This window comes from Pedobacter sp. B4-66 (assembly GCF_018492665.1).
Classification (GTDB): Bacteria; Bacteroidota; Bacteroidia; order Sphingobacteriales; family Sphingobacteriaceae; genus Pedobacter.
In genome coordinates this window covers 725,218-740,525 of the sequence record NZ_JAFVME010000003.1, presented here as the reverse complement: position 1 = coordinate 740,525, position 15,308 = coordinate 725,218, and the positions used below count along the sequence as shown (strand labels likewise).

General features: G+C 40.0%; 8 protein-coding genes. 7 read left to right on the top strand and 1 reads right to left on the bottom strand.

What is annotated here, in order from left to right; genetic code table 11:
* The first annotated feature begins 35 nt into the window (after positions 1-35).
* Genes J1905_RS07750 through J1905_RS07735 form a run of 4 tightly spaced genes read left to right on the top strand, consistent with a single transcriptional unit; the run spans position 36 to position 7,261 of the window.
* Positions 36-3,377, top strand: coding sequence for a SusC/RagA family TonB-linked outer membrane protein (locus J1905_RS07750; protein ID WP_214226701.1), 3,342 nt, complete (start codon positions 36-38; stop codon positions 3,375-3,377).
* Positions 3,378-3,388: 11 nt separating this feature from the next.
* Positions 3,389-4,834 (top strand): SusD/RagB family nutrient-binding outer membrane lipoprotein, encoded by a 1,446-nt coding sequence (locus tag J1905_RS07745; RefSeq protein WP_214226700.1) that lies wholly within the window; start codon positions 3,389-3,391, stop codon positions 4,832-4,834.
* Between the two features lie 9 nt (positions 4,835-4,843).
* A complete protein-coding gene (locus tag J1905_RS07740) occupies positions 4,844-6,118 on the top strand; it encodes a ComEC/Rec2 family competence protein (RefSeq protein ID WP_214226699.1) in 1,275 nt (424 codons plus the stop codon).
* Between the two features lie 48 nt (positions 6,119-6,166).
* Positions 6,167-7,261: an alkaline phosphatase family protein gene (locus J1905_RS07735; protein WP_214226698.1), complete on the top strand. Its 1,095-nt coding sequence runs from the start codon at positions 6,167-6,169 to the stop codon at positions 7,259-7,261.
* A gap of 66 nt (positions 7,262-7,327) precedes the next feature.
* Here J1905_RS07735 and J1905_RS07730 read toward each other — a convergent pair whose 3' ends face one another.
* Positions 7,328-8,158 (bottom strand): helix-turn-helix domain-containing protein, encoded by an 831-nt coding sequence (locus tag J1905_RS07730; protein ID WP_214226697.1) that lies wholly within the window; start codon positions 8,156-8,158, stop codon positions 7,328-7,330.
* 287 nt (positions 8,159-8,445) lie between these two features.
* Between J1905_RS07730 and J1905_RS07725 the strand changes: the two genes are divergently transcribed.
* The 3 genes from J1905_RS07725 to J1905_RS07715 all read left to right on the top strand — a co-directional run bounded on the left by J1905_RS07725 (position 8,446) and on the right by J1905_RS07715 (position 15,291).
* A complete protein-coding gene (locus tag J1905_RS07725) occupies positions 8,446-13,704 on the top strand; it encodes a carboxypeptidase-like regulatory domain-containing protein (protein ID WP_214226696.1) in 5,259 nt (1,752 codons plus the stop codon).
* Positions 13,705-13,851: 147 nt separating this feature from the next.
* Positions 13,852-14,982: a hypothetical protein gene (locus J1905_RS07720; protein ID WP_214226695.1), complete on the top strand. Its 1,131-nt coding sequence runs from the start codon at positions 13,852-13,854 to the stop codon at positions 14,980-14,982.
* A gap of 12 nt (positions 14,983-14,994) precedes the next feature.
* A complete protein-coding gene (locus J1905_RS07715) occupies positions 14,995-15,291 on the top strand; it encodes a PAAR domain-containing protein (RefSeq protein ID WP_214226694.1) in 297 nt (98 codons plus the stop codon).
* Positions 15,292-15,308: the final 17 nt, after the last annotated feature.

Here is a 15,308-nt window from a genome sequence, read left to right as displayed (position 1 = left end):
TTCACTCAACAGTAAGACACAAACTTATCTTTCTCATGAAATGCTCCTCTATTTTATTGGTTGCAATCCTTACCTTAAGCAGTGTGCTGTTTGCCAACGAGGCAAACAGTCAGAATCTGGATAGGTTGAAAATTTCCTTGCATGTTGAAAAAGCAGGGATCAAAGAGAGTTTACTGGCTATTCAAAAACAGTCAAAATTACGGTTTTCCATACCTGATGATCTGCTTAGTAAATACCCTAAGAATATTAAGCTCAATGAGGATGAAATCAGTGTAAAAAAGGCTATCGAGCTCATTCTAAAAAACACCAACCTTCAATACAGGATACTAAATGATTTTATACTAATTGAAACCAAACCGATTCCTCAGCAGCCAGGTAAAATTACCGGGAAAATAACTGATGTTAAAGGGCAACCTCTGCCTGGTGCTAGTATCAGAATTGTGGAATTGAACAGAAATTTTTCAAACAACAACGATGGTTCTTTTAGCATAGATGTAAAGCCTGGTACTTATAGTGTTGAGGTTAAATACATGTCTTTTATTACACAGCTTAAAAACTCCGTGGTTATTGAAGAAGGTAAAAGTACTGCAGTAGACTTTGTTTTAAAAGAAGACACCGGTGTGCTTAATGAAGTTGTGGTGACTGCTTTGGGTATTAAAAAAGAAGTAAAAAAACTGGGCTATGCCGTTCAGGAAATTAAAAGTGAGGCCATAAATCGTGTACCCACCAATAATTTTGCAACACAGTTGAGCGGAAAGGTAGCGGGCTTAACCGTTTTCAATTCTCCTAACCTGATGCAGCAAACTAAAATTGAACTGAGGGGTAGAGAACCTTTAATGGTAATAGACGGTATTCCGGTTAATTCAAATACCTATGATATCAATGCATTGGATATCGAGAGCATTTCCGTTTTAAAGGGAGCTACTGCAGCAGCACTTTATGGCTCTAAAGGGCAAAATGGCGCCATTCAGATCACCACAAAATCAGCAGGAAAAGAAACTTCCATAGAGCTAAGCCAAAGGTCGATATTTAGGGCTGGATGGATCGTTTTTCCGGAAACCCAAAACCAATACGGAAATGGTGAACAGGGAAAATACGCCTACTTTGATGGAATGGGTAACGGAACATTCGATAATGACTTTGTATGGGGGCCAAAAATGGATGTGAAAGATCCTTCAACAGCTAGCGGTTACTGGGAAACTCCTCAATGGGACAGTCCTTTAGATGCCAATGGTAAAAGAATACCTACTCCGTTTATTTCCAGAGGTAAAAACAACCTTAAAAACTTTCTGGAAACCGGAAGTACCATCAGTAATTATGCCTCTATATCCTCATCAAATGACAAGACCAGCATGAGATTGGGTTTAGGCTATGATTACACCAATGGAGAAGTTCCTTCTACTGAGTTAAAAAATTATAACGCAACACTGAATGTAACCTCTCAGGCTACTGATCGTTTGAAATTATCATCAACACTCCAGTTCAACAAACAGGACTCTCCAAACTTTCCGCGTATCAATTATGGTAATACCAACATTTTGTACGGAATGCTGATATGGGCAGGAACAGATGTGGATATGCGGGATTTTAAAAACTACTGGAAAGCCGGTAAAGAAAACTATGAGCCGGTTTACTTTAATTATTCCTGGATCAATAATCCATACTATATGGCTTATGAGCAAACACAATCTTTAAGCAGGAATAAGTTTTTTGGTGTTGGTAGCGCAGATTATCAAATCTCTAAATCCTTTAGTGCAACCTTAAGGCAAAGTGCTGAGGTTTCGGGAACAACCAATGAAATGAAATATCCTTATGGATACATCGGCGCTAACGCCATCAAAGGAAATTATGAACTGACTGATGCAAATGTTTCGGAGTACAATACTGATGCATTTGTTAAGTACGCTTCTACTCTTGGTAAATTCGGCATCAATGCTTTCGTAGGTGGAAGTATTAACTTTAAGCAGAATACGCTTCACAATTCAAAAACACAGGGCTTGCAGGTTCCCAAAATTTATAACCTTTCCAATTCTATAGGTTCAGTTTTGTCAACCAATTCCTTAACACAGTATGCCAGAAACAGCTTATTTGTTTCAGCAGATTTAAGTTATGATGATGCTTACTTCTTGTCGTTAACAGAGCGTGTGGATGTTTCTTCGGCACTTCCTGAAACGAATAATCAATACAGTTACCCTTCTGTTTCAGGTTCGGTAATCTTATCCAAACTGCTTGGTATGCCAAGCTCAAGTTTCCTTAAAATAAGAGGATCATGGGCAATGGTAAGAGCAGATTTGGCTCCTTACCAATACTCCAGCTATTACAATCCTTCCATTATTTATGATGGGAACAACTCGGTAACCTATTCTCCGGTTTTAGGGAATGAACAACTTAGACCTCAAAAAACCACAGGATATGAACTGGGTACTAATGCATCCTTTTTTGGAGGAAAACTAACTGTTGACCTAACAGCCTATAGGTATGTAGACTCGGAATCTATTTACGATCAAAATGCTTCACTTGCTTCTGGTTTCACCAGATACAAGATCAACGGAAACAGGTTCAACCGCTTTGGTTTTGAAGCCATTTTAGGAACCAATTTAAAGATCAGTGATCGGGTAGAATTAACCTCTACTGTTAACTGGAGTTTAAACAGGAACAAGCTTGCCGCGATTTATGGCGGAGCAGACAATCTGGGTGGTATCAAGGTCGGCGATCGGATGGATTTGTATATAACCAATAATTCTATGCAAAAAGCTCCGGATGGCCAGTTGATTATCGGAGCCAATGGGCTACCGGTTAAGGATACTGAGCTAAAAACATTAGGTCATATTGGTCCGGATTGGACGGCTAGCTGGTTTAACAATTTCAAGTTGTTTAAGCAGTTTAACTTCAGCTTTTTATTAGAAGGCCGTGTTGGCGGTATAGATCAGGCAAATCTTAATCAGCAACTGTGGTACTCAGGTGCGCATCCTGATGCTGTGGGACCAGATCGTGAGGCCTATACGCGTGGAGAGCCTTATATTGCAAAGGGTGTAAACCTGGTAAATGGAGAGTATGTTCCAAACACCAATAAAACAACCTATAAAGATTTCTCAGAACAATATTGGTACCGCATGAATGGCGAATCCAATGTGTTTAGTTTAACTTTTCTTAAGCTTAGGGAAGTATCCATTGGTTACGACCTACCAAAATCATTATTGGACAAGTTCAAATTGAACATTAAAGGAGCCTCCTTCAGTGTAGTAGGTTCTAATTTGTTTATTGTCTCTGCGTTCCCCCTGTCTGATCCGGATATAGGTAATGGTGGAACTAATGGCAACCTACTTCAATTCCCTTCTTCAAGAAATGTAGGTTTTAACTTAAATGTGAAATTTTAACACTAAAACAGATGACTAAGAAAATTATATACGTAATGGTAAGTGTTATTATTATGCTTACTGCTTGTAAACAAGAAAAATACAATAAGGATCCAAACCGTCCGACAGAAGTTGGCGCACAGGCAATTTTGCCAAACGTGATATTTAATAGCTTCAAGAACCGTTATCCATGGCAACCGGGATTAGTTGTTAGGCAGGCAACAGCCACTTCTGATAGACAGGCATTCCAAACCTATGAATGGGCAAATGGAGATTGGGCAGAGTTTAACGTGCTTCGTGATGTGACTAAGATGATGGAAAGTGCCAAGGGTGCAAAGGAATATCTGGCAATCGGGAAAATCTTAAGAGCCCATAATTTCTTCTTTTTAACCAGAATGTATGGCTCCGTTCCTTACAATGATGCGCTTAAAGGTCAACAGTCCAATAATTATCAGCCTAAATATGACAGTCAGAAAGACATTATAGTAGGTATATTGAACGAATTAGAAGAGGCCAATCAATTGCTAATTAAACCAGAGGCTGCGATTACCGGAGACATCTTATACAATGGTGACCTTAAAAAGTGGCGTAAACTTGCCAACTCTTACAAATTGAGGGTATTACTTATGCTCAGCAAAAAAGAAAATGATCAGGATTTGCAGGTGGCCAAACGGTTTAACGACATCATTTCTAATCCAGGTTTATACCCAATCTTTGAGCGTGATGAGGACGAAGCTAAAATAAGCTACCGTGATTATGAGAACATACGTTATCCGCTTTACATGGATTTTAATGTTCGTAACAAACGCTTTATAGGTAAAACCCTTGCTGATTTGTTAAAGCGATTAGAAGATCCGCGTTTGTTCTATTATGCAACACCATTTCTAAATGCTGCTGCACAGGGTAAAACGGGTTTTGATGCGTATGAAGGGATTGATGCTTCAAAATCGCTTACTGCTGCTACCGAAGATGCATCTACAGGTAATTATAGCCGTGTTAACAGTCGTAACTATACTGAGCTGCCTATTGGAAAGCCTTCACTTGGATTTAGCTATGCTGAATTGATGTTGGCTATAGCCGAAGCAGCTGAAAGAGGGTGGGTACAGGCAAATGCAGCTACTTTCTACGAACATGCTGTTCAATCCTCATTCCAGTTTTATGATGTGGCAGGTTCAGCAGCAGCTTATCTGACTAAGAATCCACTTTCATCGGTAAAGGAAAATGCATTGACTCAGCTCTATGAACAACGCTATATCTTATTCAATGCCCAGGCAGATTTTGAATTGTTCTTTCATTATCACAGAACAAATTTTCCTGTAATTGTTAATGGTCAGGGGCAAGCCACTGCTATAGTACCATTCCGCTTACTTTACCCTACTGATGAACAAAGGGTAAACACTGCAAATTATAGCGACGCATTGAAAGCACAAGGTTTCAATGCAGACAATATCCTTATGAAACCATGGTTGTATCAATAATTTAAGGTGATGAAAAGACTGATTTTAATTTTAATCTCGTTGGTATGCTTACAGGAGTTTTCGCATGCCCAAAACAATAAGCCAATTCCAGAATGGAAAGAAGGGAATCTGGACATTATCATTTTCAAAACTGGCAGAGGTGATGCTATATTCACGATTATGCCGGATGGTACCACTATGCTTTCTGATCCGGGCGAATTGGATTTAACGGATCCCAGAACAGAATCAGACCGAAACTCCAAGGCCTATCCAAACGCTTCAAGATACGCTGATGAATGGATTGCTAGTTACATACGCCAGGTTAGTCCGTCTAAGAAACCCTCATTTGTTGATTATGCGTTTATTACACACTTTCATGATGATCATTACGGATTGATTTATGATGGTGCCAGAAAATCAAAGAACGGAGACTACTATTTGTCTGGTATGACAGGGGTAGGGGATCAGATCTCCTTTGGGAAAATTTTGGATAGAGGTTATCCGAATTATAATACCCCTGTAGATATAAGAACGCAGCTTAAAAAGAGAAATGAGATTAAGGAATACAATACCCTGGTAAACTACATTCGCTATGCTGAAGAGAAAAAGAAGAAGGATGGCACAAAGATTGAACAATTTGAGGTGGGAAGTAATAAGCAGATCGTGTTGAACAATAATCCTAAAGCTTATCCTGATTTTTCAGTTAGGAATATACAAGGGAATGGCTGGGTTTGGAACAAAGCAACAGGAAAGAACTTCTATGTTTACCCGGATACAACAACTTATGTTCCTTCGGAAAATGGTTTGAGTTTGGGTTACCTGATTAAGTACGGCAACTTTAAGTTTTATCATGGAGGAGATATTCCGGGGGTAGTTACTATTGGAAACCCTGAATATTATGATGTAGAATCAAAAATGGCTTCTTCTATAGGAAAGGTTGATGTAGCTATTGCCAATCATCATGGCGGACGTGATGTTTTGAATCCTTTGTTTATCAAAACTCTGCAGCCCAGAGTCTGGTTTGAGGTGGTTTGGTCAAGCGACCAGCCCTCGCATGAGACTTTAACGCGTATGCTCTCCAAATCCATTTATCCCGGAGAGCGGGATTTGTTTGCAACAGATATCTTAGCGGCCAATAAGGTGGTCATCGGCGACCTGATTGATAATTCCTATAAATCTACCAGCGGACACATCTGGCTACAGGTAAAACCAGATGGAAGTTACACGGTATCTACCCTTGAAACCATAAACAATAAGCTGAGCCTGAAAAACTCTTACGGGCCTTATTACAGTGAAAAGAAATAGCCCTTTATTAAGTTACATAAAATCCTAATAACCCTTTAAGTCATAATTGTGAGAAAGTTAATTCTTCTTTTTATAGCCGTTAGTATGTTTGGACAACTACGTGCACAAAATCTAAAAACTAAAAATATAATCATTGTTACCCTTGATGGCTTTCGCTGGCAAGAGCTTTACCGGGGGGCAGATTCAGCACTTCTCAATTCAAAATTCACTAAGGATAAGGATGAAATGACCAGGGAATTCTGGGCACCAGATGCTGCTAGTCGCCGAAAACTGCTATTGCCTTTTTTCTGGAATGTAATTGCAGAAAAGGGACAACTATATGGCAACAGGGATATGGGGAATAAAAGTGAGGTGGCTAACCCATATCATTTCTCCTATCCGGGATACAATGAAATCCTCACCGGTTTCCCTGATGTAAGAATCAACTTTAACGATCCTAATCCAAATCCCAATGTCAACGTTCTTGAGTATTTAAATAAGCAAAAGGGATTTGAGAACAAGGTGGCTGCATTTACTTCATGGCACATTTTTCCTGCTATATTGAATGAAAAGCGGTCAGGACTATTGATAAATTCTGGTTATACCAATTTCAAAGATCCAAAAGCCAATGAACGATTGAAGTATTTAAGCGAAATCCAGCACAAAGTACCTGAGCTGCTTGGTCCTGATATACGCCTTGACTTTTTAACCTTTGAGCTTGGCAAGGCATACCTCAAACAATATAAACCACGTGTGTTGTATATGGGGTTTGCTGAAACTGATGATTTGGCACATGAAGGCAGTTATAAGTTCTATCTACAGTCGGCCAATAAAGAAGATGGGTTTTTGAATGAACTGTGGCAATACTTGCAAAGCGACCCACAGTATAAGGATAAAACCACCTTAATTATTACCAGTGACCATGGAAGGGGTGAAGCACCACTTGAAAAATGGATGGGTCATGGAACGGATACACCAAACTCGGAACAATCGTGGTTTGCTGTAATAGGCCCTGATACACCGCCAACCGGAATAGTAAAAACCCAAACAACAACCTATCACAAGCAATTGGCTCAAACCATTTCCAATTTGTTAGGCTTCGATTTTAAAGCTGCCGCTGGGCACGAAGTTGGTGATGCGGTAGGTAGTGTTATTGGGAAGTAAACATTTCCTAATTCTTTACTAAGCCATGAGTCTTACTTTATAAAAGTTAGACTCATGGCTTTAGGTTTAAAAAGCGAAATCCGCAGATATAAAAGCAGATGGTGTAGTGCCCAGAAACTGCTTAAATTCTTTAATCAAGTGCATTTGGTCAAAATAATCATTATCATAGGCCAATACCGCCCATTTCTGGTTAGGAGTGGTTATTCTGTTCTGCAATAAGTGCTGAAAGCGAAGCATGCGAGCATAAATTTTGGGGCTTACACCAATTTCTCTTATAAAGTTCCTTTCTAGTTGCCGTAAAGAGAGGTTGCAGTTGGTGGCCAATTGTAGAATAGATGAGTTTCCTTTTTGTTGTCTTAGTAGTTCAATAGCCTGATCTGTTACGCCAGAAAGAGGTATGTGTCTCGAAACCAGTTGCAATAAAAAAGGCTCTACAATATTTATGCAGGTTTCTATGTCAGGGGCGTATAATAGCTGCCTGGTGATGTTTTCAAATGGTAGTACACTAATATTGGAAGCAGGAACTGCTTTGTTTCGGAATTGATCCATAGGAATTCCCAATAGTTGATACATTCCTGTAGCTGTGAATTTAACAGTAAACGAGATAAACTGCCCTTGAATACGAATAAGGTATTTTTTGCTGGTACGCAGGCCGCGTATAGTGCAACGATTAAAGGGAATTACCGCATTTGAAGAACAATCAATTGTCTCAAAGGCATCTCCAATAAAAAAATCAATAGAGTTGATTAATCGTAATGGCATCGCTTTTTCAAGGTAGCTGCCTTTCGGTATTAAGGTGCGGCGAAAGGTATAATGACTAATAAATGGACTTAATAGAGGCTGAGGTGCTGAATGGAAAGCGCCATTATCGTTTGCGGTTACTATCGTGTTTTCCATTAAGTTTTTTATTTCTCTGTTTATAACCAATTCGTTTTCAGAAACAAACTTAATGGGCTTGTTGTTTTTAAGATTGTAAAAAAGCACAAAATTTAGTATCTAAAACAAAGAGAAAAGAACCGATGTATTCAAATGTCAGTTGTGTTAGTCATGCTTATCTCAAGTTAGTCCTATTTTAACAGTTGATTTTTAAAGGCCTCAGTCCATTTATTGATCAATTTTCTACTTTGTCCCCAATTGGGTTGGTTGAGTTGTCTTTACAGATAGCAACCCAATTTACGTAAGGAATGAAATTTAAACGAACTTGCCTCTTTTTTTTAGTCATCCCAATTATCGCGCTATTTGCTTTCATCCCTCGTGATGAAAATCCTTTAGAAAAGATAATCAGCTCTTTGTCCAATTGGAGCAAAGTACATCCTGTTGAAAAGGTTTATTTGCATATGGATAAGCCGTATTATGCGCTTGGAGATACGATTTGGTTTAAAGCATATATAACTGTTGGAAGCCGCCATCAGCTGTCGGCAATGAGCGGGGCTTTGTATGTAGATCTTATAAATGAGAAGGATTCCATTTTAAAAACATTGAAATTACCGGTTTCTGCGGGAACCACATTGGGCGATTTTGCCCTTCAGGATGAATGGCACGAAGGCAATTACCGTATCCGTGCCTATACGCAATGGATGCGAAATGCAGGTGAGGATTATTTCTTTGATCATTTGTTTATGGTTGGTAGTTCAACGGCTGATTTGAATATCACATCTGAAGGGAATTCTTTAGGTGATAAAACATCCAAGGGATCTGCTTCAACTAGTCAGAAAAACGCATCAACTTACGACATACAGTTTTTTCCTGAAGGAGGCAATTTAATTAACGGAGTGGTTGCTAAGGTTGCCTTTAAAGCTGTGGCCCCAAGCGGTTATGGGGCAGCCATTAAGGGAACTGTTGTGGATGATCAGAACACAAATATTATAGAATTTAAAAGCGAGCATGCTGGCATCGGTTATTTCACTTTTAAACCAGAAGAAGGACGTAGCTATTCTGCTAAAGTAACTACACCCGATGGCAACGAAACTACTATACCCTTGCCGAAGGCAGTTGAGGATGGTTATGCTCTTGCCGTTTTTCAACCGGAAGGAGATAGTGTGTTGGTTCGAATAAACGTTTCAGCTAAACAACTCAACTTATTGAAGCAGAATCCAGTTCCTGTTAGCCTCATTGTGCAGTCGGGGGGTGAATCAATATTTACTTTGGGTGTAAATATCACAACTGTGAGGACATCAATTTGGCTGAAGAAAAGTGAATTTCCGATGGGAATTGCTCAGTTTACGCTGTTTGCCCCTAACGGCGAGCCTTTAAATGAGCGCATTGCCTTTATAAAAAATAAGGATCATATGCAGCTAGAGGTGGCTTCTCCAAAGTCAACTTTTAAAAGTAAGGACAAAGTTGAACTGCAGCTCGTGGCTAGAAATGGAAAAGGAGAACCGGTTCCGGGGAGTTTCTCGATTTCAGTAATTGATGAAAGTAAAGTTCCGCTAGATGAAGCAGAAGAAAGTACCATCTTCTCCAATATACTGCTTTCGTCTGATCTTAAGGGTTATATCGAAAAGCCGAACTATTACTTCACGAAGGATTCAGAGGATGTAAATAGGGCGCTGGATGGTTTAATGTTAACACAAGGCTATAGAAGGTTTAGCTGGAAAGAAATTACAGGGGCTAATCCAGTTCTTCCAAAGTTTAAAGCAGAGCAGTTGGGTTCGTCAATTTCTGGTGTGGTAAAAACATTGAGCAATAAAGTCTTTGCTGGTGCTAAAGTAAAGTTGTTTTCGTTGAGATCAGGGATTATGTTAGATACCATTTCAGATGCGGCAGGCCGGTTCAGTTTCGATAACCTGGTACTTACCGATAGCATTAAACTTACCGTGCAGGCCACGACAGCAAAAAATGGAAATAAACTGGAACTGATCATTGACACTGCCTCTAAAATGGGTTTGAGTAAACACAAGTTCAAAAGTTTAGATTCATTATCTTTCCTATACTCGATGAAAGCTTATGTAGAGCATGTTAAGAAACAAGATGCTTTGGTGAATAAAATGGGAAGATTGAGTAGGGTTCAGCGATTAAAAGAAGTAACTATTTCTGCCAGGAAGAAGGCTAGCCAGCAGTACACGGTACAAGGAATATTCCAAGTTCCAGGTGGTCACAGTGATCAAACCTTTGTATTAACAAATCCCGAAGGCTGCGCTACTTTGGCTATTTGTTTGCAAGGTATGCTTCATGGTGTAGTATTCCGCTCGTCTGCGTCTGGTACGGTACGAAACTATCCTTTTTCCAGAAATACCCCTATGACCGTGTATCTGGACGGTAGGAAACTGGATCTATTTGAGATAAGCGATCTCTTCGATAACAACCTGATTGATCCTTCAGATGTTGGGAAGATTGAGGTTGTGCGTACCAATACAGCACTGTTAAATATGTTTGGCGGAGTGCCGTCATTATTTATTATCACTAAGAATGGGTATTTCAGAAAAACATACCAACCGAATATCGTCAATATAACTCCAAAAGGTTTTAATAAGGTGAGGGACTTTTATAGTCCCAAATACGACCGGCCGAGTAGTGCAAATGTGATTCCCGATCTCCGTTCCACAATTTACTGGAACGCAAATGTAAAAACCTATTCTACTGGTAAGGCTACCTTAAATTATTTCAATGCTGATGGACCTGGTAGTTATAAAGTAGTTGTGGAGGGAATAAATGCGGAAGGTGAATTGGGGAGGCAGGTTTTTAGGTACAAGGTAGAAGCTGGTGATCAGCCATTGCAGACGGAATTTGCGAAAATTGAAGCCAATGCAGCTACTCGGGGATTAGATAGTTTAAACATTAAATTACCTATGGAAAGGGTGTACCTTCATATCGACAAAACATCTTATAACATTGGTGATACCCTCTGGTTTAAAGGATACGTAATGAGTGGGTCTAGTCTGTCGGCCACTAAAGTTAGTGGAGTATTGTTGGTTGAGCTGAATAATGATAGTGCTGAAGTGGTACGAAGGATTAGTGTGCCAATTAAGAATGGAATCGCTATGGCGCAAATTCCGCTGCCTTCCAAGATTTTCAGGGAAGGCGGTTATACGCTGCGTGCGTACACCAATTGGATGCAAAACTTTGGAGAAGGACATTTCTTTAACCAACGATTTTATCTTGGGCTACCACAGGGAAACCGTTGGCTGGTTAAGTCATCTGCTGTGCTGGATAGTACTGAAAAAAGTGATGAGTTAAAGGTAGATATGAGTCTGTTTAGATTGGATAGAAGTCCTGTGGCCCTACGTGATGTAGAGGTTTATTTATATGATATGGATAATTATTTATATAAAGAGAAACTTCAAACAGGCTCAGATGGCCGACTCCAGTTTAGTAAAGTATTATCCAAGAGGGTGAACGGTAAAAACATCAGGGTGGAAGTAAGGAGCCTTCATCCGGCAGATAAAAGCCAGGTGCTACAGGTTCCGCTCACTATAGCGCGTACGCAAAAGATAGATCTCCAATTTATGCCAGAAGGAGGTAAGTTGGTTGCCGGTTTAAAATCTGTGGTAGGTTTTAAGGCGCTTGCTGAAAATGGTAAGGGTACATCTGTTGAGGGAAGCATTGTAGATAGAGAAGGTAAGGTGGTTAGTAGTTTCTCCTCCGTTCACAACGGTATGGGGTCATTTGAATTTATGCCCTTAGCTGGGGAGATTTATACTGCTAAAATCACAAAGCCATCAGGATCAACTAAAGATTACCCTATGCCGAAAGTGAGTAAAGAAGGGGTGGTTATGACGGTGCAGAACTTACAGGAAAGTGATTTTGTAACCTTAAAAATAACCGCAACGCCTAAAGCACTTACCGCTGATAGTATTTATTATCTGATAGGAACTACACGTGGTAAAGTCTATTTGTCTGAGCAATTGAGTCCGAAGGAACAGATATTGAATATACCAAAAACTGCTTTCCCAACCGGCGTGTCTCGATTTACCTTGTTAAAAGGGACTCAACCAATAAATGAACGTGTTGTTTTTATCAACCATCATCAAGAACTGGAGGTTAGTCTTGTTCCAGCTAAAACTTCGTATACCAAACGCGCACCTGTAGAGATTGAAATTTTGGTGAAAGACAGAGCCGGGTTTCCTGTTAAGGGGAATTTTTCTCTTGCTGTTACCGATGATAGCCAAGTGTTACCAGATAGCTCAGGGAACCTTGGTATTGCGGTATCCTTTCTGATGAATTCTGGTCTGAGGGGAAATATTGAATCTCCTGCTTATTACCTGGGGAAAGCTGCATCTGTTGCTACTCACGTGGACAATTTGATGCTTACTCAAGGTTGGACTGATTACGACTGGAAAAACGTGTTCAAGTTCCCGAAAAAGATTCCGTTTGCTGCTGAAGATGGTTATAGAATTACCGGCTTGGTTAAAAATCTGACTGATAAGCCTGTCGCCAATGCGCCGGTACTGATCTCTTCACAAAAACCTAGTTTCATTAATACCACAACAACAGACTCCACAGGACGATACGTTTTTAAGGACTTGCCTCCAATAGATACCGGATCGTTCTTTATTCAGGCAAGAACTGCAAAAGGTAAGACGATGAGAATGGGGGAAATTACTGTTGATCGTTTTCGGGCACCAAAGATTCCGCAGGGGATGGCTGATGTAGTGATGCCTTGGTATGTTAATAGTGATAGTACACAGATTAAAAACTATAGCAATAGGCTCCAACTGGTAACAGGTGATAATGATTTCGTGGGCGATGGAGTGCAATTAGCTGAAGTCAGTATCAATGCAACTAAAATAATTAAAGGTTCTGAGAACCCTTATGGAGAGGGTAAATCCGATTTAGCTTTTGACGCGATTGACATCAAGGAATCAGGTACAGCAAATCTATATCAGCTCTTAAAGCAGAAAGTACCAGGTTTCAGGTTAATCTATGACTACGAAAATTTGAAAGGTGATCCGGCCATAAGAGTAGGGAAGTATGTGGTTGTTGTTGGTTTGGATATAAATATAGATGGTCGACCACTAGAGCTTTCGGCCGAGCCTTCGTGGTCGGTAGAAGGACTTAAAGATGCATTGGCTGAGTACCAATTGGCTAACATCAGGGGGGTGGAGGTCATCTATAGTAGAAAATATACAGTTGGGACTGTAGATGGGGCAGTTGGCTATAGAGAATATGATTTTGCAAAAATTGAAATCACTACTTTAAATGGAAAGGGCTGGTATAGACCTGTGAACAATGATGTGGTATACTACCGACCACTTCCCATCATGCGTCCTCAGCAATTTTATAGTCCAAAGTACACCACTCCGGTTAGCGTAAAAGATTCGCAAAGTGATAGTAGGTCTACGATCTTTTGGGAACCAAATGTTATAACGGATTCAGAGGGCAGAGCTAAAGTTTCATTTTATACTTCAGACGTTTTAGGTGGATATACCATCAGTCTAGAGGGAAGTGACATGAAAGGTGCATTTGGAAGCGGTAGGAAAGGGGTAATTGTGAAAGAAGAATAGGTATTAAGATTACTTGCCCATTTTTTAAGGCTGAAAAATTAGTAAGACACCTGTAATTATTTAGTTTTTTTTCTTAACGTTACATAACGCAACTCTTTTTCTTATGGAAAGAATATCTTAATTAACAATCTAACATTTATAAATTATATGGCAATTAAACCGCCGGTCGACGTTGTAGACCTTACACTTTGTTTGGAGGTAAAAGTATCAGGTACTATTATCCCAGATTATTATTCCCTAATCTCTGTAGGGACTCAACACGAGGTAAATTGCATCGCATATGCTGAACTAATCTTTGCTGGCGGAGCGATGGAGCCTGGGGTTTTTCCGATTAGTGACAGTGATAGTTTTGTATCTGGAAATAAGATTGAAATTCTTGCGGGTTACGGTGGGGAAGATAAAGTATCTGTATTTAACGGTGTAATTGTTAAAGAAAGTATTGAGGTTAGCGGTAACGGTGGTTTTAGGCTAATGGTGAGCTGTAAACAAGAGGCGATTGGAATGACTTTTAATCATATAGATGTAACTATGCTAGAGTTGAGTGCTGAACCAGTGTTACGGCTTGCTTTTGGTGAGAGTATCCAGAGTTTTAATGTGGAGAGTAATATGTTTACCGAAGCAGCCACGGAGAAGTCAGAAATTGAGGTCAATGCAGACGCTTCCTTGGTGAAAATACACCAACCGGATTTGAAAGGGAGTGTCAGTTTTCAGGGGAATGGGAAAGTCCATCCTGGAGAATTTGTCTTGCTGGAAGGTGTTGGCTCCCGATATAGCGGCAAGGCCTTTGTTTCATCGGTAAGCCATCATATTGAAGATGGTATTTGGAAAACAACTGCGGGCTTTTCAAAAAATCCTCCGTACCTGGCAAAAGATGATGACAATTATATCAAGTCGATTGTTAGTAAATGGGGACTTAAAATTATTTTTGATGATGCAAAGAGAGCAATCAAGCTGGAAACTCCAGGCGGAAGCTCTTTCGTTTTGGATGACGAAAATAGAAAGATCGTAATTACTGATCACAATGAAAATGTGATTTGTATGGATTCTAATGGAATTAGTATGGAGAGCGACAAAGATATTAGCCTTAAAGCAGGTGGGGATATTAGGTTGAGCGCTGATGGGAAAATAGAACTGGCGGCTAAGATGGATGCAGTTGTTTCAGGGTTGAACGTGCATAATAAAGCTAAAGTAGGCTTTGTGGCTGAAGGAGTAAGAACTGCTGAAATAAACTCTTCTGGTCAGACCAAAGTTAAAGGAGCTATTGTAATGATTAATTAACAGATTATGGGAATGATGGCTGCTAGAATAACAGATATGCACGTATGTCCGATGGTTACCCCCACTGAACCGCCGATTCCACATGTAGGTGGACCTTTGGTTGGGCCTGGAGCTCCCACAGTTTTGATCGGTGGTTTACCGGCCTCTGTAGTGGGAGATATGGCAATTTGTGTAGGTCCTCCGGATTCAGTGATAAAAGGCTCCGAAACCGTGTTGATTTGCGGGAAACCCGCAGTAAGAATGGGTGATCCTACCGCACATGGTGGTACGGTTGTTTTAGGATTTCCGACGGTTTTGATTGGAGGGTAGTGATAAAGGAAAGTATT